Origin of the sequence: Cystobacter fuscus DSM 2262, assembly GCF_000335475.2 — a bacterium.
GTDB lineage: Bacteria > Myxococcota > Myxococcia > Myxococcales > Myxococcaceae > Cystobacter > Cystobacter fuscus.
In genome coordinates, this window is sequence record NZ_ANAH02000005.1 from 664,476 (window position 1) to 685,807 (window position 21,332).

Here is a 21,332-nt window from a genome sequence, read left to right on the forward strand (position 1 = left end):
GCCGAGCCAGCGGAACAATTCATGTCGTCAGCGCGGCATCACCGGGAAGCTATGTCTTTAGCCCGCACGGGAATGTGTGGGCATGACGTGTCTTGAAAGCCGCGAACAATGATTGGGCGAACATCAGGCGCGGCTCCCGGCTGTCCGGTACAGCCGCATATATTCAGCGTCCATCCGCTCCAGCGTGAACTCGGCCTGGTACGTCGCCACCGCGCGCCGGCTGAACTCCGCGCGCAGCGACGCATCGTTCGCCAGCCGCACGATGGCCTCGGCCATCGCGGCGGAGTCGCCCACCGGGGCCAGCAGCCCACTCTTGGAGAGGTCCATCACCTCGCGCATCCCGCCCACATCCGTCAGCACGGCGGGCAGGCCCAGGCTCATCGCCTGCAACAGCGACATGGGCAGGCCCTCCGACACCGACGACATCGCAAACACATCCGCCCCACTGAAGAATCGCGCGGTCTCCAACTGCTGTCCGTGGAAGCGGATCCGCTCCGTCGCCCCGAGTTCTCGCGCCAGCGCCTCGAGCTCGCCGCGCACCGGACCGTCGCCCACCACGTCGAGCCGCAGCCGCGGAACCCGCTGCGCCGCCAGGGCCGCCGCGCGGATCAGCGTTCCCAAATCCTTGATCTTCGCCAGACGTCCCACAAACAACAGACGGAACTCGTCCTCCACGCGTTCCACTGGAATCCGCTCGATCGCGGACGTACCGTTGTAAACACGGACAACCTTCTCGCGCCGCGCCAATGGAGCGGAGCGCAGATTCTCGCACGTCACCTCGCAGATGCCGGCCACCCAGTCCAACCACAACCAGGACCACGCGCTGAACTTGACCTCGCCCGCGCGGTCATACGGCGGAGACACCAGGCTGTGACGCGTCGCCAGCACACATCGCACCCCGGCGAGCCGCGCGCCCATCGCCGCCTGCAGCGTCGGCGCGGGATTGTGGCAATGCACCACATCGGGCCGCAGCCGGCGGAACAGCTTCAAGTAGCGCAGCATCGTCTTCGGGACGGGCGCTTCGCCCATCACATGGACCGTGAAGCCCTCCTCACGCAGCACCTTCCCCAGCGCGCCCAGCTTGTCGTACGCGCACACCTCGACCTGGTGCCCGTTGCCGCGCTGCATCCGGCACAGCTGCGCCACCAGCATCTCCGCGCCGCCCATCTCCATGTTGTAGACCACGTGCACAATCTTCATCGCGCTCTCCGCCCTGCCGGGCACGCCGAACCCACACTCGGCCCCTGACCTCGCCGACAGCGCCCGTCACCACACCTCGAGCTCACATCCAAAGGATCTCTGGCGTGAACGTCCTCCTCATCACATTTTCCTTCCCGCCCGTCGGGGGAGTCGGCGTCCTGCGAGCCCTGTCGCTCGCCAAATACCTCCCCTCCGAAGGCATCCGCGTCGACGTCCTCACCGCGCGCAACGCGCCCGCCGTGGGCCGAGATCAGGCCCTGCTCCAGCAGGTGCCCTCCGACGTGACCGTCCACCGCACCTGGACGCTCGACCTGCCCTTCACCCTGCGCAAGGGCATCAAGAAGCTGCTCACCCGCGGCAAGGCACCGGCGTCCTCCTCCGCCCTGGTTCCCGCGGGCAGACCCGGTCTGATGAATCGGCTCCAGGGCCTCATCGCCAACCTCCTGCTTCCGGATCCACAGATTGGCTGGCTGCCCTTCGCCTATCCCGCCGCCCGGCACATCATCCGCTCGCGGAAGATCGACGCCGTCATCATCACCGTTCCGCCCTTCTCCAGCGTCAAGCTCGCCGCCCGCCTGCGCAAGGCCTTCCCGGCGCTGCCCATCGTCCTCGACTTCCGCGATGAATGGCTCACCACCACGCTGGAGCTCGTCTCCTTCAACAGCAACGAGCGCGCCCGTCGCATCGCGCGGCGGACCGAGGCCGAGGCCGTCAACGCGGCCACCGCCGTCGTCGCCGTCACCCACAACGCCGCCGACGAGCTGCGCAAGCGCTACCCGAATCAACCCGCGACCAAGTTCCTCACCGTTCCCAACGGCTACGACGACACCCCGTCGCCGCGGCCCCGCGCCGAGCCCCAGCGGGTCGACAAGGTCACCCTCACCTATATGGGCTCCGTCTACGGCACCACGGATCCACGCACGCTCCTCGAGGCCGTCGCCGGGCTCCCCGCCGACGTGCGCGACAGGCTGCGCATCCGCTTCATCGGCCACGTCGAGACGCCCGCCTACCGTCAGGCCCTCGCGGCCCTCGCGCCCACCGTCGAGCTCGTCGGCTTCCTGCCCATGTCCGAGGCACACCGGCAGCTCGCCGCCTCGCACTACGCCCTGCTCATCACGCAGGATCCCATCAACGTCTCGGCCAAGTTCTACGACTACCTCGGCGCGGGCAAACCCATCATCGCCGCCGTCCACCCGGAGGGCGAAGTGCGCCGCCTGCTCGACGAAACCGGCGCCGGTGAATGGGCCAGCATCAACGATCCCGCCGCCCTCCGTCAGCTCCTCATCAAGGCCGTGAACCGCGTCACTCCCGAGGGCATCGTCCCCCATCGACCGAGGTCCGAGGCCGTGGCGGCCTACCACCGCAAGCCACTCACCCGCCGCTACGCCTCCCTCCTCCAATCCTTCTCGCAGGAGCGCGCATGAGGATCGCCGTCGTCACACAGTACTTCCCCACCTCCGCGCAACCCTGGGCCGGCCACTCCGCCTACCAGACGCTCCGTCTGCTCGCGAGGAAGCATGACCTCGAGGTCTTCTATCCCGAGTCGCGCTATCCCCGGCGCTTCACGCCCAGGACGCGGACCCACGGCGCGCTCGATCCCTCCTGGCAGCCCGCCGGCGTGCGCGCCCACTACATTCCCTACACCGCGCTCCCGCTCATCTCCCGCGCGTTCAACGGCTCCAGCATCGCCCGCGAGCTGCTTCCGCACGTGCGCGCCTTCCGCCCTGACCTCATCCTGAGCTACGTCATCTATCCCGATGGCTACGCCGCCGTCCGCATCGGCCAGGAGCTCGGCGTGCCCGTCGTCACCACCGCCATCGGCTCGGATCTCAACCGCATCAGCGGCCGCCTCGTCGCGCACCACACGCGCCAGGCGTTGCGCGAGGCCACCCACACCACCACCGTCAGCGCGGACCTGCTGGTCACCGCTCGCCGCCTCGGGGCGGACCCCGCCCGCTCCACCGCCATCATCAATGGCTGCGACACCACCGTCTTCCACCCGCGCGATCGGCGGCAGGCACGTGCCGTCCTGCAACTCGCGCCCGAGACCCAGGCCGTCGTCTACGTGGGCCGCTTCGACCTGCGCAAGGGCCTCGCCGAGCTCATCGAAGCCACCGCGCGGCTGCGCGCGAAGCGCTCCCAGCTGCACTGCTATCTCGTCGGCGATGGCTCCGACAAACCCGCCCTCACCGAGCTCGTCGCGAAGCACCGGGCCGAGGACTTCGTCCACTTCATCCCGCCCTGCCCCACCGACCGGGTCGCCCTCTGGATGGCGGCGGCCGATCTCGTCACGCTGCCGAGTTACAAGGAAGGCTGCCCCAACGTCGTCATCGAGGCGCTCGCGTCGGGACGTCCCGTCGTGGCCACGTATGTCGGCGGCATCCCGGAGCTGATGGACAACTCCAGCGGCCGCCTCATCCCGACACACGATGCCGCCGCGCTCGCCGCCGGGATGGACGAGACGTTGTCCACCCCCTGGGACGCGGCTGAACTCGCCCGTCAGCACGGCCGTTCCTGGCAGGACGTCGCCGACGACCTGGAGGCCGTCCTGCGCGAGACCCAGGGCCAGCGCCAGGAAACCCGGCGCATGGCCTCCTGACACGGAAAGCGAGAAGAGACTCAAATCACGGATTCATTGACGGGCCCCGGGGGTTCGCCTAGGAAGCGGCGCGCCTGGCACCATGGGAAGATGTTTCGACCTGCAAACACAACCATCTCTCTTCCCCGCCAGGTGAGAGAGCCTTTCAATGACATTCGTGTCGAGAGCCCATTCCTCTTCGCCCTGGGCGAGGAGGGGTCGGCGGGCGGTGTTGTCGGCCTTGTTGCTGGGAAGCAGCGCGGGCGCCCAGACGGGGGTCCCCCCCGCGTCGGTCGGTGAGACCGAGGCGCCTCCCCCCAACAAGGAGAGCGGAGAAGCCGCCAAGCCGCCACCGCCCCAAATCCTGAGTGATGTGCCCTCCTTCGAGATGGGGGGCGTGGTGCGCTTCAACTATTCCTACAAGAGCTGGTTGGCGCCGGAGCACCCGAACAACCGGGTGGGGCCCATCATCTTCGACATCCTCGCCCTCCGTCCCCGAGCTCAGTACAAGAACTTGAGCCTGAAGGCGGATTTCCACTTCCACTCCAGCTACGCCTACCTGCGGTACGGATACCTCGCCTACAAGGCTTCGGACTCACTGGAGATCCAGGCGGGTCTCTCGCAGGCGCCGTTTGGCATCCTGCCCGTTCCCGCCAACAACTGGTTCGACAACCTGGCGTTCTATATCGGGCTGGAGGATGACAGTGACTTGGGGGCGAAGGCCCAGTTCAAGGCGGGCGCCCTGGATGTGCAACTGGCCTTCTACAAGTCCGATGAGGGGAACTTCTTCGGCCGGAGCATCGACAGCGCGCGCTATGGCTTCGATCTGGTGCGCACGAACGACACGGAAGTCAGTGGCGTGGGAGAGCGGACGGATCGCGAGACGGATCAGGGCAATGTGCGCCTGGCCTATACCTTCCAGCACGCCGAGTCCTTCCAGACGGAGATCGGCCTGTCCGGGATGGCCGGTGGCATCTACAACGCCCAGACGAAGGGCATGGGCTGGCGCTGGGCCGCGGCGGCGCACGTCCATGGCCAGTATGGCCCCCTGGGGCTCCAGTTCCAGGCCCTGTCCTATGCGTTCAATCCGGCCGGGCCCCCCGAGCAGGATCGCCGGTACGTCGTCATGGGCGCGTTCGAGTCGGCCTACAAAGTGGCCAGCCGGGCCCACATGTTCATCGCGAACATCAGCTACACCTGGCTGCCGTCACGCGGGCTCATCAGCTCGGTGGTCGTCTACAATGATTACGCCCTCATGCCGAAGCTGGAGCATGGGTTCGTCGCCTCGCAACAGAACGTCACCGGCTGCCATGTCGCGGCGGGCCCCGTCCACGCCTTCCTCGAGCTCATCTCCGGGCGCAACCACCCCTTCCTGGGAGGCGATTCCTCGGCCCTGGCGGAGGGACGCGAAGACGCGGCGTGGGGCTTCCGGCCCAATCTGAGCCTGGGTTACGTCTTCTAGCCCGCTAGAGATAGCTCATCCAGGCACTGCCACTGCGACGCTTGAGCCGGACGAAGGCACGGCAACAGGGGAAGAGCGGCACGACGAGCACCGCCGCCAACAACCACAACTGGAGCGGGGAGCCAACGCCCAGCCGGTCACCGACGTTCGGGCCGAGCAGCGCCAGCCCGAGCCGGTACAACCCATGCAGCACGTACAGGTGGAGCAGGTAGAAGAAGAGCGGTGCCCCGCCGAAGACGCCGAGGGCGTCCGTCACCCGCCCCCGCCAGCGCTCGAACAGCGCGAGCAGCACCAGGCCCACGCCGAGCGTCACCAGCAGGAAGTCCGCCGAGGGGGGGTACTTGGTGAGGTTGAAGAACGACAGCACGGTGCCGAGCGCCTCGGGGCCCGTCCGCCAGGGCACGGGCTCGCCGTACCCGTTGAGGGCGCGCAAGAGTCCGAAGCCCGCCAGCGACGCTCCGGCCAGACGCATGAGCCACCGTTGGCGCACGTCCGGGGCAACCCCTGGCCGGAACAGTCCGCCGAGCGCGTACCCGGCCGCGATGACGCCCACCCACGGCAGGACGGGATACGAGGTGCGTGCCCGCACGCCCCCGGGCAGATCCAACCAGCCGCGATCATGGAGGATGGCCCAGAGCGAATGGCCCGGCTCGCCCGGCGCGAAGGCGAGGGGCGAGAGCAGGTTGTGGCCGAGCATGATGGCCAGCGCCACCGTGACGAGCACGGGACGGGGCAACCACAGCAGACCCGCCAACGCCATCATGCTCAACCCGATGGCCCAGATGACCTGGAGGTAGATGACTCGCGGTGGCAGCTCGAAGGTCCACGCGAAGTTCACGAGCGTCACCTCGAGCAGGACGAGGAACAAGCCCCGCTTGAGCAGGAAGGCGGAGGCCGCTCCCCGCCCCCCGTGTTTGACGGCATAGAGCGAGGTGGCCAACCCCGTGAGCAGCACGAACACCGGCGCGCACAGGTGGGCGGTGAACCGCGTGAGGACCAGCGCGGGAGCGGTGACGGACAGATCCATGGGGTCGGCCACCTGCGCGTGCAGGTAGAAGAACTCGCGCGCGTGATCCACCAGCATCAGCAACATCACCAGTCCACGCAGGGCATCGATGGACGTGATTCGCTGGGACGAAGATTTCGGGTCACCTGACGACATGAAACTGATCTACTTGGAGCCCCATGCGAAACGAAGTCCTCGTGAGACCAGAACTGCCCCATGAGGCCGAGGCCATACGGAACGTGAATGCCCGCGCCTTCGGGCGCGACGCGGAGGCCGGGCTCGTCGACGCGCTTCGCGGCGCGGGGGGTGTCACGCTGTCGCTCGTCGCATGGGTAGGCGAGCAGGTGGTGGGGCACATCCTCTTCTCCCCCGTCGAGATCGACAGGGGCGGCGGCCAGGACGCCGCCGTGGGCCTGGGACCCATGGCCGTGCTTCCGGACCACCAGCGACACGGCGTCGGCGCGCGGCTCATCCGTGCCGGAATCGACCAGCTTCGCGAGGCCGGACACGGCGCCGTCGTGGTGCTCGGGCACCCCGACTACTACCCCCGCTTTGGCTTCGCCCGCGCGAGCCGCTTCGGGCTGCGGTGGGAGGAAGAGTGCCCGGACGAGGCCTTCATGGCCCTGGAGCTGCGCGAGGGCTTCCTGGGCACGCGGCCCGGCATCGTCCGCTACCGGCCCGAATTCAGCGCGGTGTAACGCCCGCCTCCCCCTCGGGCGCACTCGACCCTTGCTCCGGGGTCGTTTGGTTGATAAACATATCAATCAAAAGAACGAAGGAGCGGCCCATGCCTCGTACGGCGGAGCAGTTCGAGCAGCTCAAGGGAGAGCGTCGGCAGGCGCTGCTGGGCGTGGCCCGCCGTGTGTTCGCGCGCAAGGGATTGGCGGCCACCAAGATTGGGGAGATCGCCACCGAGATGGGCATCAGCTACGGGCTCGTCTACCACTACTTCCCTCACAAGGAGACCCTGTTCGCCGCGGCGATCGAGGACGCGCTCCAAGCCTGGGAGACATTCTTCGCGGACGTGCAGCGCACACCGGGCACGCCGTGGGAGCGGCTCGAGACGGTGTGCACGCGGATGATCCAGAGCGTGCACGAGGCGCCCGAGACGCTGTTGCTCATCGTGCGCGCGCTCACCGAGGACGAGGCCCCCCGCGCGGTGCGTGACGCGCTGGCCCGCTACAAACGGCAGTGCCACGAGCAGGTCGCGGGGCTCATCGCGGAAGGGCAACGCACGGGAGACGTCGCCTCCGGTGCGCCCATGGACATCGCGCGCGCGATGATGGCCCTCATCCAGGGGCTGGCGATCAGCAGGGCCCTGGATGAACACGCGCCCCCACTCCCCATCGAGGTGCTGCTTCGCCTCGTGAGAGCACCGCCCGCCGCCGGGACGCGACGGCGCGATCCCGCTTCACGCCACCGCCTCGCCAGAACGTAAGACAGCCAGCGCATTGCCTTTCGAGCCCCACCCGGAGACCCCACATGCATCGCTTCGCCTACAAGTCCCTGCTCGCTTCCCTGTTGCTGGGGAGCAGCCTGTCCCTGGCCGCTCCTCCTCCGGCCTATCGCCAGGAGGTGGTCGTGGCCGGCTCTCCCTTCCAGGGCGTCCATGGAATGGCACTCGATGGCAAGGGACACCTGCTGGCCAGCAACCTGCTCGGCCAGTCGGTCCACTCCATCGACCTGAACAGTGGCGCGGTGTCCACCCTGGTGGGGCCTCCGCTGGGCGGCGCGGATGATGTCGCCCTGGGGCCCGATGGCTCCATCTACTGGACCGGCTATTTCTCCGGCAAGTTGATGAAGCGCACTCCGGATGGAAAGACGCGCGCCATCGCCAAGGAGCTGCCGGGCCTCAACTCGCTGGCCTTCCGCCGCGATGGCCGGTTCTACGTCACCCAGCTCGGCCGGGCCGATGCGCTGTGGGAAGTGGATCCGAACGGGAAGAAGCCTCCTCGTCAGGTCATCTCCAAGCCCGGCTTCCTCAATGGCTTCGAGTTCGGCACGGATGACAAGCTCTACGGCCCGATCCTGCTCAAGGGACAGATTGCCCGGGTGGACGTGGACACGGGCAGCATCGAGACCGTGGCGGAGGGCTTCGCGATGCCGGTGGCCGCGAACTTCGACTCCAGCCGTGAGAACCTCTTCGTGGTCGACTCGGCGAAGGGCGAGCTGGTCCGCGTCCGGGTGGCCACGGGAGACAAGCAGGTCGTCGCGAAGCTGCCCACCGGGCTCGACAACCTGGTGGTGGGCCCCGATGACCAGGTGTACGTGTCCAACATGGTGGACAATGACATCCGCGTGGTGAATCCCGCCGATGGCTCCGTCCGGCAGCTCGTCGAGGCGCGCTTGAGCGTGCCTTCCGGCATCGCCGTCGCGCCGGAGGATGAGGACGAGCAGCTGTATGTGGCGGATGTGTATGCCCTTCGCCGGGTGGGCGGACGGGATGGAAAGATTACCCAGACGACCCGGGCGCTCTCCACCCGGATGACCTTCCCGATGAACGTGAGCCTGGGCGCGAAGCACGTGGTGCTCAGCAGTGCCTATCTGGCCAGCGTGCAGGTGCTGGAGCGGGCCACGGGAGACATCCTGCGGACCCTTCCCAACACGAATGGCGTCCAGGGCGCGCTCGAGCTGCCCGATGGCACGCTGCTCGTCGCCGAGGCCGCCACGGGCCGGCTCGTGAAGGTGGACGCCGCCGAGCCCGCGGGGACCACGGTGCTCGCCGAGGGGTTGAAGGGGCCAGTGGGGCTCGCGGCCGACACGGAGGCGGAGGAGCCGGGGGTGTACGTCACCGAGGTGCGCTCGGGGAACGTGACCCGGGTGCGTCTGTCGGATGGCGCCCGGCGCACGGTGGCCAAGGGCCTCAAGGCCCCCGAGGGCATCGCCCGGCATCCCGACGGGGGCTTGATCGTGGCGGAGGTGGGCCGCAAGCAACTGGTGCGCATCGATCCGGCCACGGGACGCTCCACCGTGCTCGCGCGCAACCTGCGCATCGGTCTGCCCGAGAGCGAGGGCCTGCCGCCGGGCTACCTCCCCACGGGTGTCGCCGTGGGCCGCTCGGGGACCATCTACCTGACGTCCGACATGGAGAGCGCCCTCTACCGCTTCGTGCCGGTGCCCTGACGGGGGCCGTACGCCCTCAAGACTCGGGGTGTCGCTGGTCTCCGTGCCGTGGAAGTGCACCACCGTGGACGCTCCCGGCGGCGTGGGGACGTGCAGCACGTAGACCGTCGAGCCCTCCGGCCCGGGAATCCGCAGCAGGGTGGTACCTGGAATGCGGAGTGCTGGCACACGGCTTCGCGCCGGTGCGCCGCGAGAAGTGCGGCCATTTCCGCTCCCTCAAGCGGAGGCGGAGCTGGGGCTGGAGGAGAAGCGCCCGGCCCTGGCTGCGACGGTGGCGTCGACGAAGGAGCGCACGCCGCGATTGGATGGGGCGGGGCTGCTGCCCCGTCCTTTCGCGCTGGATGTCTTCGCCTGCTCTGGTTATGGGGTATGTCCAACTGAACTGGGGCAGGCTCACCCTACTAGCAGGAGACGAGGACGCACGACGTCGCCGTCTTGCAGCTCATGCACTTCGTCTGCGGGAAGGCGGGGCTATCGAAGCCGGGGCAGTCGTAATAGTACGTATTGTAATAGAGCGACGACTCGCCCTCGAACGACCGGTAGTCGGGATCGCAGTCGTACTGCTCGTAGCCCACCACCGTCGTGCGCGTGGAATCGCTGTAGTACGTCCGGGTCCAGCCAGACGACGGCAGCGACTGCTGCACGCACTCCACGGGCTGCGCGCCGGGCTCGGTGCCCTCGGCCTCCTCCGGAGGGCCCATGCAGGCGGAGAGGGAGAGGGCGAAACCCAACGCGATGAGGCTCTTCTTCAGCGCCCGACAAAGGAGTGGCGTCTGGCGACAGCTCCGTGGCGTGGGCGCGTGTCAGGTGCCTTGGGCCTCCTGCGTCCCGGGGCTCATGAAATCCGAACGAATATTCATTCCCACGCCCTGTGCTCCCCAGTCCCTGTGCTGGAGCGGCGAGACGCTCATCGACTGGGTCGATGGTGGCGTCCAGTACGGGTTGGACGGGAAGATCGCCGATCCCCACGTCCGCTATGCCTACCACTTCGATGCCGCGGTGATGTCGCGGGATGGCCAGTACGCCGTTCTCTACGAGAAGCTCGGCACCAAGGGGCTCCTGCTTCGGAACGGGGAGGTGGTGCGGGAACTCAACCGCAGCTTCTACCAGGCGAACAAATACGAATATCCCGTTGCCCTCGTGATCCTGCCGAGCGGCCGCACGCTCCTGGCCCACTGTCCCGAGGAGTATTGCCGCCTGGAGCTCGAGGACGCCGAGACAGGAGAGCGGCTCACCCGGCGGGACGGCGACTCACCGGACTTCTTCCACTCCCGGCTCCAGTTCAGCCGCGATGGCCGCTACCTGCTCAGCGCGGGGTGGATCTGGCATCCGGTGGACGCGGCGCACGTCTACGACGTGGCCCGTGCGATCGAGCAGCCCGGGACGTTGGACAAGCCCCAGGACTTCAAGGTGGGGGATGCGTTCCTGGAGGTGCACTCGGCGGCCTTCGGGGCACGGGACACGGTCGTCCTGAATTGCTCCGGTCTGGACGGGGACGACACATCCTTCGGAGACGGAGGGGAGACGAGTGACGTGCGCCTTGGGGTGTACTCGCTCACCGACCGGCGCTTCGTGTCCATGGCGCTCGCGCAGCAGGCGCCGGGGACGCTGATGGCGATGGACAACTACGCGGTGGGGTTCTTCGGGCACCCCCATCGCATCGAGCTGGCGACGGGCCGGGTCGTGGAGAGCTGGCCGGAGCTCGCCACGGGCCAGCAATCCAGCAGCATCATCGGTTTCCTCAAGTCCAAACAACCGCCGATCGCGATGGATCCGGTGGGGCGCCGCTTCGCGGTGGGGACGGACAAGGGCATCGAGATCATCCGCTTCAATCCCTGACGCCCTCCTCTCCCTCACTTCATTCCGGGTCGGCCAGTGCCAACCCCTTCATTCCCGGCGTGGAGGGAGGCGCCGCCAACGAGCAGACCAGCCCATCCTTGGACCGCATGCAGATGGAGGGGGGGCGCCGACGCGTCTCCAGGCCGCCTGCTGACCGGCACCACTCTCAGCATTCAAGAAAGCCGCGCCGGTCGACCAGGAGGTGGTGCTTCGAGCCGGGCTTGCATCAGAGGGAGTGACACGGCCCCGTGGAACTCCCCAGCGGATGAAATGCATCAAGTAATTCCCCGCCGGCTCGTTCACGTTGAGCGGAACCTGCTCGGCCCAACGAAGGTGACTCGGGACGAGCCAAGTACCCACTCATGCCGTACCGGGGAGCGCGACGACCGCTCACCATGAACACTTACTGGAGGAATGAACATGCGAATTGGTGCGCTGATGGGCCGTGGTATGTGGGTTTCCGCCCTGTTCGGGTCTCTCGCCGTGGGGTGCGGGGGCGCGCCTGGTGTCGACGGTGGCTATTCGGAGTCCGCGGAAGCCGCGAACGTGTCCGAGTCCCTGCCCACGGAGGCCGTGCAGGCCGGAGCGGAAGGTGACACCGGGCAGCTGACTCAGGGGCTCGGGGGCTGCCCCAGCACGACGGTGGGCTGGTCGCAGTGGCAGCCGAGCTGGAACGGCAATGCGAACACCATGGGCACCTACTACTGCTATGGAACTGTTCCCGCGGGCAACGAGGGCTTTACCTTCCCGGCCACGCTGGCCAGCTCGGAGCGTACCGGATCGGCCCAATACACCTGTAGCAATGGCTCGTGGGTGTTCCAGGGCGGCTCCTGCAACGGCAAGGTCGTGAGCACCATGACCGCCTCTGGCTCTTCCGTGACGTGCTCCTCCACGGATCCCGTGAAGACCAAGTGGATCGGCTGGTACGTGTCTGATTTCAAGCGGTGCCCGGATACCGGCGGGCTCGACTGGTGGGTGAATCAGTACAACAACACCACCATTTGCTCTGCGTCCAACAACTACGACGGGTATGCGACCAGGGACGCCTGCTTCCGCGCGTATCTGCAGGAGGGCGGGAAGTCGAATGGCGAATTCTATGAAGCCCAGTCGAGCGGTCACATCGCCGCGAATTCCGAGGCCAACGCCTGCGGTTCGATGGCCGGTTATCCCTGGACCAACGTCCTGGCCAACGGAGCGACCTGCAAGTACAAGCCCTGAGTTGTTCTAGCGGAGGCTGACGAAGGGCTCGGAACCGGCTGGTGGTTCCGAGCCCTTGGGATGCTTGGATATTCATGGGTTGGCGCCCTGGTGGACCCGCGCGAGGCCATATGCAATCACGCCCACCGCACGGGAGACGCCAGGAGAAGAGGAGCTCCTTCCCGCTGAGGGCACGGGTCGGGTGTGGAGGCCGCGGCGGGGTGCAGGCATACCTGTCGCAGTAGAGCTACTCCTTCGTCACCGCGAGGCCCCGTACGAGGGCGCGACGCGGCACGAGGTGGAGGCGCCGCATCTGTATGCCATGCACCGTCAAAGCTGGCCTCGCGGGCAGTTCTGCCGCGAGCGGGCCACTGCTAGCGTCCTTTTGCGATGCGATTCGGAGCGGGTCGCATCATATTCCGGGGGATTGACCAGGAGTCGAAGGCCGCCATCGCCAGACTGCTGGAGGTGATTGGCGAGCAGGCGGAGCATGGGGGAATTCCGGGAGCCCCCGGCCAGGGGTCCGTGAGGAAGAATCCCTTCTTCGGGTCCTTCGCGCCCATGCGGACTTCAAGCCTTCGTCTGACGCCGGGCAGAGAACCAACCACCCAGGCGAACCGGGCCGTGGGCGCACCCGCGCGCGAATTCTCCATCTCCATCCGACCGCGTGCGGCATGGCACGCGCGGCCCGGGGGCCACACCCTGGCCAGGGTGTTCTTCAATGCACTAAAAAACCCTTCCCCATGCTCCTCTCCCCCCTGCCTGTTTTCGCCGCGCTCCTGACCGCCACGGCCTCGCCGCCCGCGGTCGAGAATGGCTACCGCACGCCCCCCGAGCCCATCGCGAGCATCCTCGCGGCCCCGGCCACCCCCTTTGTGCTGGTGAATTCCCAGCACCAGAGTCTGGCCCTGCTCGGCTACGAGAGCATGCCGGGCATCGAGCGGCTCTCCCGGCCCATCCTCCGGCTGGCGAGCTACCGCATCGACCCGGCCACCACGGGTCAGAGCGAGATATATGCGCGGTGGTACAACGCGCTGACCCTCCAGGAGCTCGCCACGGGCAAGGAGGTGGCGGTGCCCCTGCCCGCGGGCTCGCGCTACGCCTCGCCCCAGTGGTCGCCGGATGGCAAGCGGCTCGCGTTCATGCTCGAGCGGCCCAAGGAGCTGGAGCTGTGGGTGGTCGAGCAGGATGGCTCGGCCCGGCGCATCACCGGGGCGCTCAACGCCGCGTTCGGTTCGGCCTTCCGCTGGCTGCCCGACAGCACCGGCTTCGTCGTGCGGCAGGTGCGGGCGGACCGGGGCGCGCCTCCCACCGTCTCCAGCACCCCCACCGGACCCATCGTCGAGGAGAATGACGGCCAGACCCGGCCCGCGCGCACCCACGCCGACCTGCTGCGCAACCCCTCCGATGAGGCCCTGTTCGAGTACTATTTCACCGGCCAGCTCGCGCGTGTGGCGCTGGACGGCTCGGCGCCGCGCCCCATCGGCGCGCCGGGGCTCCTCCCCCGCTTCTCCGTGTCGCCCGATGGCCGCTACCTGCTCACCGAGACCCTGAAGCGGCCCTTCTCCTATCAACTGCCCGCCAGCTCCTTCCCCACGGAGATCGCGGTCTCGACGCTCGACGGACAGCGCGCGCGGACGATCGTCGACCGGCCGCTGGCGGACGAGGTGCCCATCGAATACGACTCCGTCGTCCGGGGGCCGCGCGAGGTGGAATGGCGCGCGGATGCGCCCGCGACGCTCGCCTGGGCCGAGGCGCTGGACGGGGGCAATCCCAAGGCGGACGTGCCCTTCCATGACAGCCTGTGGCTGCAGGCGGCGCCCTTCAAGGCGGCGCCCGTCAAGCTCGCCAACCTCCAGGAGCGCTTCTCCAAGGTGTACTGGGGCCGCGCCGACCACGCGCTGGTGCTCGAGCGCAAGCGGAAGACGCGCACCGAGCGGCGCTCGGTGGTGAACCCCTCGCGGCCGGGGACGGCGCGGCTTCTCCTGGAGCGCAACTTCCAGGACCAGTACGGGGATCCCGGCCTGCCGCTGCTGGAGGACAACGCCGCGGGCAAGCCGGCGTTGCGCTACACGTCCGATGGACGCGCCTTCTTCATGTCGGGCGATGGCGCGACGAAGGCGGGCTACTTCCCCTTCGTCGACCGGCACGAGGTGGCCAGCGGCCGGGTGACGCGGGTGTGGGCCGCCCAGGCGCCCTACTACGAGAGCGTGGAGGCGGTGCTCGACGCGGAGGGCACCCGCCTGCTCACGCAACGCCAGAGCGCGACGGAGGCGCCCAATTACTGGCTGCGCAGCGTGAAGGACGGCAAGAGCCGGGCGATCACCGCCTTCAAGGATCCGGCGCCGGTGTTCGCGGGGGTGACGCAGAAGACGATCGTCTACTCGCGCGCGGACGGGCTGCCGCTGTCGGGCACGCTCTACCTGCCGGCGGGCTACGAGCCCCGGCGCGACGGACCGCTGCCGACGCTGCTGTGGGCCTACCCGGCCGAGTACACCGATGCCAAGGTCGCCGGGCAGACGGTGGACATGGGCAACGTGTTCACGCGGCCCAGCGGCTTCAGCCACCTGTTCCTGCTCACCCAGGGCTACGCGGTGCTGGACAATCCGGCGATGCCCATCGTGGGCGCGAACGGCGCCGAGCCCAATGACACCTATGTCGAGCAGCTCCGGGCGGACGCCGAGGCGGCGGTGGAGGCGCTGGTGAAGCTGGGCGTGAGCGACCGTGACCGCCTGGCGGTGGCCGGCCACAGCTACGGCGCCTTCATGACGGCCAACCTGCTGGCGCACACGGAGTTGTTCCGCGCGGGCATCGCGTGCTCGGGCGCCTACAACCGCACGCTCACCCCGTTCAGCTTCCAGTCCGAGGAGCGCACCTACTGGAAGGCGCCGGAGACCTATACGCGGATGAGCCCGTTCACCTACGCGGACCGGATCCGCGAGCCCCTGCTGCTCATCCATGGCGGGGCGGACAGCAACCCGGGCACCTTCCCCATCCAGTCCGAGCGCTTCTACGCCGCGCTCAAGGGCAACGGCGGCACGGCCCGTTACGTGCTCCTGCCCAACGAGGGCCACGGCTATAACGCCCGGGAGTCCATCGGGCACGTGAACTGGGAGATGGTGAACTGGCTCGACCGTCACGTGAAGAACGCGCCCCCGCGCGCCCCGGCGACGGCGGCGGACACGGTGCCCTGAGCGTCTCCGGGGCGCTGGACGTGCCCGCGGCGCGCTGAGCCAGCTCAGGCCGCTTCCGCGCCTCCTTGAGCCCCAAGCACCCACAGGGACCTGGAAGCCCCCACGCTCCCGCGGCCTGCCGGAGAGTCGAATTACAACTCCCCCGTCATCAGCGAGTCACTGGCGGCGCTCTATCTCACGTCCTCGATCATGCCCGGGAGCCCGCGCTCGAGCGCCCCCCTGCCCCACCGGCCCCAGCAGTAAATCGGCGGGACCTCCCGCACAGGCGAATCAGGTGTCCGCGGTAACCCAGCGAGTCCGGCTGAAGGTCGGCCCGTCGACGACGCGCAGCGGGACGGCTGCCTCGGCGCAGGATTCCGACAGCCGACTCCAGAGCGTTGCGGCCTGCTCTTCGCGAACGACGATGTGCGCGAAGTCTCCGTCGGGACCGGCGCGCATCAGCGCAAAGGGCTGGTTTTCAGCGCCGCCGAGAACCTTCTCTGTCCGGCGCGGCTCGAACGCGGCTTCGACGAGAGGATGCTCGAGAGCGGGAGGCGGTCCGCCAGGCGGTGACACCAGCGCGAGCTGTCCCCCCTGACACCAGGGGAACGCCGACTCATCGAACAGGTGCAATGCCACCTGTGGATCGCGCGTGCATCGCAGGGGAAACGAGGGGTGCCCCATCAGCGCGTGGAGTCGGCCTGGTGCGAGGACACGCGCAGCGCCCCCGGGCACGGGGCTCCATGGGGTGCCCCGAGCAAGGTGCACCCTGGAGTCGAGGAACGTCACCCGACCCACATGGCACAGCAGGGTGACGAGGATTCGCTGCACCGCATCGGGCACGCCGGCATCGACGGGAGCGTGGCTCATGACCCATCCGAGCACGCCCTCCTCAAGCGGCGGCCGACGGGCGGCAGCGCCCCCGAGGAAAAGCGGCTCGGGCGCGTGTGTCAGGACCAGTTCCACGACACGGGGGGCATGCGACCCCTCTCCGGCCAGACGGCTCCCGCTCACCTTGCCGGTGCCTCCGACGCCCTCTCGAAGTAGATCTCCTCGACGTAAGGTCACGGATGTGGTGGCTCTCCGCGATGACCGACAGACATTCGCCCTGCTCGACCACGTGCACGCTCATGACCAGGAAAGATCCTGCTCAAGAGGTAAATGAAACGTTACCCGGCCTGCCGCCAGCGAGGGAGCAGCTCAACCCGGGAAGGCCGCGCTCCTCACTCCGAGCATCTACCAGTGAACGAGGGGTGGGACATCCAGTAGAGGAGCGCGGATCCAGCGGCCAGGAATACGTCTCCGGATTGAGTCCAAAATGGGTCCGGCAAGAACTGATCTGGTCCCGCGCATAGGCGGAAGAGAGGCCGTGTAGACGACCCGAGCCATGTCCACCCGGATGACCTTCCCGATGAACGTGAGCCTGAGCGCGAAGCACGTGGTGCTCAGCAGCGCCTATCTGGCCAGCGTGCAGGTGCTGGAGCGGGCCACGGGAGACATCCTGCGGACCCTTCCCAACACGAATGGCGTCCAGGGCGCGCTCGAGCTGCCCGATGGCACGCTGCTCGTCGCCGAGGCCGCCACGGGCCGGCTCGTGAAGGTGGACGCCGCCGAGCCCGCGGGGACCACGGTGCTCGCCGAGGGGTTGAAGGGGCCAGTGGGGCTCGCGGCCGACACGGAGGCGGAGGAGCCGGGGGTGTACGTCACCGAGGTGCGCTCGGGGAACGTGACCCGGGTGCGTCTGTCCGACGGCGCCCGGCGCACGGTGGCCAAGGGCCTCAAGGCCCCCGAGGGCATCGCCCGGCATCCGGACGGTGGGCTGATCGTCGCCGAGGTGGGCCGCAAGCAACTGGTGCGCATCGATCCGGCCACGGGACGCTCCACCGTGCTCGCGCGCAACCTGCGCATCGGTCTGCCCGAGAGCGAGGGCCTGCCGCCCGGCTACCTCCCCACGGGCGTCGCCGTGGGCCGCTCGGGCACCATCTATCTGACGTCCGACATGGAGAGCGCCCTCTACCGGTTCGTGCCGGTGCCCTGACGGGGCCGCACGCCCTCAAGACTCGGGGTGTCCCGTGTCCACCTGGGACGCCCCTTCTCGCGCGAAGCGCACCAGTTCCTGGAGGAGTACAGGGGACGGATTCAATCCCCCGACCGGGTCCGCTTCCGTGTCCGGGACGGCCGCGCTGGGGCCGACGCCAGGCGCAGGGCCTCGATCAGCGCGGCCAGGGCGGGCGGGAGCTGGCGACGGCTCGGGTAGTAGAGATGGCAGCCGGGCCATACCGGGCACCACTCCTCCAGGACGCGGATCAAATCACCCCGGGCGAGGTGCTCGGCGGCCACATCCTCGAGGACATACGCGAGCCCCTGGCCCATCAGGGCGGCCGTCAGGATCATGTCGTCGTCATTGAAGACGAGCGCTCCATCGGGCTTCCATTGAAGGGAGTGACCGTCCCGCTCGAAGGTCCAGGGGTACAAGCCGCCCAGGGTCGTCATCCGGTAGGAGATGCAGCGATGTCCGGCGAGCTCCTTGGGGGTGGTGGGCCGGGGATGCCGGGCGAAGTAGGCCGCGGAGCCCACGACCGCGATCCGCACGTCCGGGCTCACCCGGATGGCGATCATGTCCTTGTCCAGAGCACCGCCGAACCGGATGCCCGCGTCGTACCGGCTGGCGACGATGTCGGTCAGGCCATCATCGAGCGACAGTTCGAAGCGGATGTCCGGATGGGCCTCCAGGAACCGGGGCAGGATGGGCCAGAGCACGTGGGTCGCGGCATAGCGGAACGTGGTGAGGCGCACGGTGCCCGCGGGCTTGTCCCGCATCGCGCCCAGCGCCGTCAGCTCCGACTGGATGGACTCGAACGCCGGCCGCAGCGTCAGGAGCAGACGCTCTCCCGCCTCGGTGGTCGACACACTGCGAGTCGTTCGTGTCAGCAACCGCAAGCCCAGACGGCCCTCCAGGGCCCGCATCGCATGACTCAAGGCCGAGGGGGACATGCCCAGCGTCGCCGCCGCGCGCGTGAAGCTCTTCTCCTCGGCGACGGCCACGAACGCCGCCAGGTCGTTCATCTCGTTGCGCTTCATTGCTGCATGCACCTCACAACCTCATGCCGACCCGGCTATCTACTCGACGGCCCTGGCACGCGCCATGTTGCGCGGCATGAACCCCACCGCCTTCCGGCCTCTCGGCCATTCTGGATTGATCGTCGGCCCGCTCTGCCTGGGCACCATGACCTTTGGCACCCCGAGATGGGGCTCGTCCGACGACATCTCCCGCGCCATCTTCGACGACTACGTGGAGGCGGGGGGCAACTTCATCGACACCGCCGACGTCTACGCGGGAGGACGCAGCGAGGAACTGGTCGGCGCGTACATCGCCGAGCGCTCCCTGCGCGACCGGCTCGTCCTCTCCACCAAGTTCACCTTCAACTCCAGCGCCGGCAATCCCAACGCCGGAGGCAACGGGCGCAAGAACATCCAGCGCGCGTTGGAAGGCTCGCTCCGCCGGCTGCGCGTCGACTCCGTGGACCTGTACTGGCTGCACGCGTGGGACACCGTCACGCCGGTGGAGGAGGTGCTCCAGTCGCTCGGCGAGCTCGTGCGCGCCGGGAAGCTCCGCTACTTCGGCTTCTCCAACGTGCCCGCCTGGTACGCCGCGAAGGCCGCCACGCTGGCGCGGGCGCACGCCCTGCCGGGGCCCATCGCCCTGCAGTTGGAGTATTCGCTCACCGAGCGCTCCATCGAGCGGGAGCATGTGCCCGCCGCGCGTGAATGCGGTCTGGGCATCACCCCGTGGAGTCCCCTGGCCGCGGGCTTCCTCGCGGGCAAATACCAGCGCGAGCCCCAGGGCGCCTCGGGCGAGGGGCGGCTCACCGGGCCCAGTCCCTTCGGGAACTCGAAGTTCACCGAGCACAACTGGCGGGTGCTCGACGTGCTGCGCGGCGTGGCCGGCGAGGTCGGACGCCCCATGGCCCAGGTCGCGCTCGCCTGGGCGTTGGCGAAACCGGGGGTGTCCTCGCTCATCCTCGGCGCGAGCCGGCGCGAGCAATTGCAGGACAACCTCGCCTCATTGAGTCTGCGCCTGTCGCAGGAGCACCTGCGCGCCCTGGATGAGGTGAGCGCGCTCGCACCCGCCGCTCCCTATCCCATCTTCGAGGCCGCCGTGAATCGGAGCATCTTCGGCGGGATGACCGTCCAGGGGGGCGTCTGATGCGTCGCTGGACATTGAAGGCGGGCGCCACGACGGTGGAGGGGCTCGTGCTCGAGGACGTGCCGATGCCGGTCCCCGGTCCGGGTGAGGTCCGCATCCGCGTCCGCGCGGTGTCCCTCAACTACCGGGACCGGCTCGTGCTCCAGGGCTTCCCGGGGATGCGGCTGTTGGAGCGGGACCTCGTCCCCGTGTCGGATGGAGCCGGTGAGGTCGACGCGGTGGGCGCCGGTGTGGAGACGTGGCGCGTGGGAGACCGGGTGACACCGTACTTCTTCAAGAACTGGCACGATGCGCCGCCCACCGAGGTCGACTACGGTCTGGGCGGACACGACACGGACGGGATGCTGGCCGAGTGTGTCGTCCTGCCCGCCAGCCGGCTCGCGCGGGCTCCCGAGAGCCTGGACTTCGCCGAGACGTCCACCCTGCCCTGCGCCGCGGTGACCGCCTGGAACGCCCTCCACGGCGGCAGGCCCCTCGGGCCGGACAGCCAGGTGCTGGTGCTGGGAAGTGGCGGCGTGTCCCTCTTCGCCCTGCTCCTGGCGCGCGCGGCGGGGGCCCGGGTCTTCGCGACCTCCAGTCAGGACGACAAGCTGCGCCGGATGATCTCCCTGGGAGCCCGCGAGGGCGTCAACTACCGGGACACCCCGGACTGGGGACGGGCCATCTTCGAGCGCACCGGCGGAGTCGACAAGGTGATCGACGTGAATGGAACGTCCTCCCTGCCTCAGTCCCTGACGGCCATCCGTCCGGGGGGAGAAGTGGCGCTCGTGGGGTTGATGTCCCTGGAAGACGCTCCGTCCGTCGCGACGCAGGTGCTGTTCAAGGGCGCCACCCTGCGAGGCATCGCCGTGGGCAGCACGAAGATGTACGACGAGCTGTCGCGGGTGATCGACCAGCACCGGATCCGGCCGCCCATCGCCCGCACGTTCCGGTTCGAGGACGCCCGGGACGCGTACCGGGCACAAGCCTCGCCCGAGCTCTTCGGCAAGATCGTGATCGCGCTCTAAGCGGCGCGGGCGGCGATGTCGACGAACCCCCTCCTGTCGGGTAGACCGGGGCAGTTGCCCACCCCGGCCCCCCACAGATCCGGACGTGCAGAATTCCCGCATCCGGCTCCTCGGCTCATGGTTTCGCTGCGAGTCGGTGACACCCCTTCTCGCACCCTGCGCTGGATGAGCTGCTCGCCAGCGTCGCTATCCGTTGGAGTTTCGTTGAGACGGTTGTAGGGCTCGGTGTCCCCGCCATCTTTCCCTCCCTCGGTTCCATGTTCCGGTGCCCCCTTCCCTCCACAGGGTCCGCCCGGGTGCGTTCCCCTGCTTCAGCGGTACTACGAGGCACTCCGACTTCCTGACGACCTTCACGCCCGGCTTCGTTTCCTTCGCCAGCGCGCTACCACCGCCACCCGTCCTTCGCTCCCGCGGGAGTCGGGCGCCCATCTCCCTCGGGCCTGGGCTTTCTTCCGGTTGCCCTCCGGCCACTTCGACGTGGAGTCGTCAGCACCTCCCAGGTTCCTGGAGGACCCTCTTGTCTGCGTGCCCCGCTCTCAG

The 21,332-nt window shown here is 68.4% G+C and carries 18 protein-coding genes; 13 read left to right on the forward strand and 5 right to left on the reverse strand.

The genetic code is table 11. The features are described 5' to 3' along the window. Positions 1-123 precede the first annotated feature (123 nt). A complete protein-coding gene (locus tag D187_RS10240; RefSeq protein ID WP_002625248.1) occupies positions 124-1,200 on the reverse strand; it encodes a glycosyltransferase in 1,077 nt (358 codons plus the stop codon). A 104-nt stretch (positions 1,201-1,304) separates the two neighbouring features. On the opposite strand from D187_RS10240, the gene D187_RS10245 reads away from it, so the two are divergent. The 3 genes from D187_RS10245 to D187_RS10255 all read left to right on the forward strand — a co-directional run bounded on the left by D187_RS10245 (position 1,305) and on the right by D187_RS10255 (position 5,240). After that, complete coding sequence (locus D187_RS10245) at positions 1,305-2,624, forward strand: glycosyltransferase (RefSeq protein ID WP_002625249.1); 1,320 nt, start codon at positions 1,305-1,307, stop codon at positions 2,622-2,624. Further along, positions 2,621-3,799 carry a glycosyltransferase gene (locus D187_RS10250; protein ID WP_002625250.1) on the forward strand — a complete coding sequence of 393 codons (1,179 nt, stop codon included), beginning with the start codon at positions 2,621-2,623 and terminating at the stop codon, positions 3,797-3,799. Before D187_RS10245 ends, D187_RS10250 begins: the two co-directional genes overlap by 4 nt. Positions 3,800-4,007: 208 nt before the next feature. Further along, complete coding sequence (locus D187_RS10255) at positions 4,008-5,240, forward strand: hypothetical protein (RefSeq protein ID WP_002625251.1); 1,233 nt, start codon at positions 4,008-4,010, stop codon at positions 5,238-5,240. Between the two features lie 4 nt (positions 5,241-5,244). Here D187_RS10255 and D187_RS10260 read toward each other — a convergent pair whose 3' ends face one another. Then, entirely contained in the window at positions 5,245-6,402 is a 1,158-nt protein-coding gene (locus D187_RS10260) for an acetyltransferase domain-containing protein (protein WP_020917923.1), read from the reverse strand. A gap of 23 nt (positions 6,403-6,425) precedes the next feature. On the opposite strand from D187_RS10260, the gene D187_RS10265 reads away from it, so the two are divergent. The 3 genes from D187_RS10265 to D187_RS10275 all read left to right on the forward strand — a co-directional run bounded on the left by D187_RS10265 (position 6,426) and on the right by D187_RS10275 (position 9,369). Beyond that, positions 6,426-6,944, forward strand: coding sequence for a GNAT family N-acetyltransferase (locus D187_RS10265; protein ID WP_002625253.1), 519 nt, complete (start codon positions 6,426-6,428; stop codon positions 6,942-6,944). Between the two features lie 89 nt (positions 6,945-7,033). Continuing rightward, a complete protein-coding gene (locus D187_RS10270) occupies positions 7,034-7,684 on the forward strand; it encodes a TetR/AcrR family transcriptional regulator (RefSeq protein ID WP_002625254.1) in 651 nt (216 codons plus the stop codon). Positions 7,685-7,728: 44 nt separating this feature from the next. Next, complete coding sequence (locus D187_RS10275) at positions 7,729-9,369, forward strand: SMP-30/gluconolactonase/LRE family protein (protein WP_020917924.1); 1,641 nt, start codon at positions 7,729-7,731, stop codon at positions 9,367-9,369. 401 nt (positions 9,370-9,770) lie between these two features. On the opposite strand, the gene D187_RS10280 is transcribed toward D187_RS10275, so the two are convergent. Further along, positions 9,771-10,100, reverse strand: a complete 330-nt coding sequence (locus D187_RS10280) for a hypothetical protein (protein WP_002632416.1) — start codon at positions 10,098-10,100, stop codon at positions 9,771-9,773. Positions 10,101-10,206: 106 nt separating this feature from the next. Here D187_RS10280 and D187_RS10285 point away from each other — a divergent pair, with 106 nt between their 5' ends. From D187_RS10285 to D187_RS10295, 3 genes are all read left to right on the forward strand, one after another. After that, positions 10,207-11,208, forward strand: a complete 1,002-nt coding sequence (locus tag D187_RS10285; RefSeq protein WP_020917925.1) for a hypothetical protein — start codon at positions 10,207-10,209, stop codon at positions 11,206-11,208. Positions 11,209-11,628: 420 nt separating this feature from the next. After that, a complete protein-coding gene (locus D187_RS10290; protein ID WP_155893279.1) occupies positions 11,629-12,426 on the forward strand; it encodes a hypothetical protein in 798 nt (265 codons plus the stop codon). 722 nt (positions 12,427-13,148) lie between these two features. After that, the gene (locus tag D187_RS10295; RefSeq protein ID WP_043428998.1) at positions 13,149-15,599 is read left to right on the forward strand and encodes a S9 family peptidase; all 2,451 of its coding nucleotides are present in this window, start codon (positions 13,149-13,151) and stop codon (positions 15,597-15,599) included. A 270-nt stretch (positions 15,600-15,869) separates the two neighbouring features. Here the strand turns inward: D187_RS10295 and D187_RS54950 are convergent, their stop codons facing one another. Further along, on the reverse strand, positions 15,870-16,211 hold the full coding sequence (locus D187_RS54950) for a hypothetical protein (RefSeq protein WP_020917926.1): 342 nt from the start codon (positions 16,209-16,211) through the stop codon (positions 15,870-15,872). A gap of 165 nt (positions 16,212-16,376) precedes the next feature. On the opposite strand from D187_RS54950, the gene D187_RS10300 reads away from it, so the two are divergent. Together D187_RS10300 and D187_RS10305 are read left to right on the forward strand one after the other, a co-directional pair. Continuing rightward, positions 16,377-16,625, forward strand: a complete 249-nt coding sequence (locus D187_RS10300) for a hypothetical protein (protein ID WP_002632411.1) — start codon at positions 16,377-16,379, stop codon at positions 16,623-16,625. Between the two features lie 340 nt (positions 16,626-16,965). Beyond that, positions 16,966-17,616: an NHL repeat-containing protein gene (locus tag D187_RS10305; protein ID WP_020917927.1), complete on the forward strand. Its 651-nt coding sequence runs from the start codon at positions 16,966-16,968 to the stop codon at positions 17,614-17,616. Positions 17,617-17,717: 101 nt separating this feature from the next. On the opposite strand, the gene D187_RS10310 is transcribed toward D187_RS10305, so the two are convergent. Next, positions 17,718-18,659 carry a LysR family transcriptional regulator gene (locus D187_RS10310; RefSeq protein ID WP_002632729.1) on the reverse strand — a complete coding sequence of 314 codons (942 nt, stop codon included), beginning with the start codon at positions 18,657-18,659 and terminating at the stop codon, positions 17,718-17,720. Between the two features lie 76 nt (positions 18,660-18,735). On the opposite strand from D187_RS10310, the gene D187_RS10315 reads away from it, so the two are divergent. Then, the gene (locus tag D187_RS10315; protein ID WP_043429219.1) at positions 18,736-19,785 is read left to right on the forward strand and encodes an aldo/keto reductase; all 1,050 of its coding nucleotides are present in this window, start codon (positions 18,736-18,738) and stop codon (positions 19,783-19,785) included. Next, positions 19,785-20,792 (forward strand): zinc-dependent alcohol dehydrogenase family protein, encoded by a 1,008-nt coding sequence (locus tag D187_RS10320; RefSeq protein WP_002632727.1) that lies wholly within the window; start codon positions 19,785-19,787, stop codon positions 20,790-20,792. The genes D187_RS10315 and D187_RS10320 overlap by 1 nt, the downstream gene beginning before the upstream one ends. Positions 20,793-21,332: the final 540 nt, after the last annotated feature.

Coding starts and splice junctions, on each gene's coding strand:
- D187_RS10240 (WP_002625248.1), bottom strand. CDS start 1,200: ATGAAGATTGTGCACGTGGTCTACAACATGGAGATGGGCGGCGCGGAG.
- D187_RS10250 (WP_002625250.1), top strand. CDS start 2,621: ATGAGGATCGCCGTCGTCACACAGTACTTCCCCACCTCCGCGCAACCC.
- D187_RS10260 (WP_020917923.1), bottom strand. CDS start 6,402: ATGTCGTCAGGTGACCCGAAATCTTCGTCCCAGCGAATCACGTCCATC.
- D187_RS10265 (WP_002625253.1), top strand. CDS start 6,426: ATGCGAAACGAAGTCCTCGTGAGACCAGAACTGCCCCATGAGGCCGAG.
- D187_RS10270 (WP_002625254.1), top strand. CDS start 7,034: ATGCCTCGTACGGCGGAGCAGTTCGAGCAGCTCAAGGGAGAGCGTCGG.
- D187_RS10275 (WP_020917924.1), top strand. CDS start 7,729: ATGCATCGCTTCGCCTACAAGTCCCTGCTCGCTTCCCTGTTGCTGGGG.
- D187_RS10285 (WP_020917925.1), top strand. CDS start 10,207: ATGAAATCCGAACGAATATTCATTCCCACGCCCTGTGCTCCCCAGTCC.
- D187_RS10290 (WP_155893279.1), top strand. CDS start 11,629: ATGCGAATTGGTGCGCTGATGGGCCGTGGTATGTGGGTTTCCGCCCTG.
- D187_RS10295 (WP_043428998.1), top strand. CDS start 13,149: ATGCTCCTCTCCCCCCTGCCTGTTTTCGCCGCGCTCCTGACCGCCACG.
- D187_RS10300 (WP_002632411.1), top strand. CDS start 16,377: ATGGCACAGCAGGGTGACGAGGATTCGCTGCACCGCATCGGGCACGCC.
- D187_RS10305 (WP_020917927.1), top strand. CDS start 16,966: ATGTCCACCCGGATGACCTTCCCGATGAACGTGAGCCTGAGCGCGAAG.
- D187_RS10310 (WP_002632729.1), bottom strand. CDS start 18,659: ATGAAGCGCAACGAGATGAACGACCTGGCGGCGTTCGTGGCCGTCGCC.
- D187_RS10315 (WP_043429219.1), top strand. CDS start 18,736: ATGAACCCCACCGCCTTCCGGCCTCTCGGCCATTCTGGATTGATCGTC.
- D187_RS10320 (WP_002632727.1), top strand. CDS start 19,785: ATGCGTCGCTGGACATTGAAGGCGGGCGCCACGACGGTGGAGGGGCTC.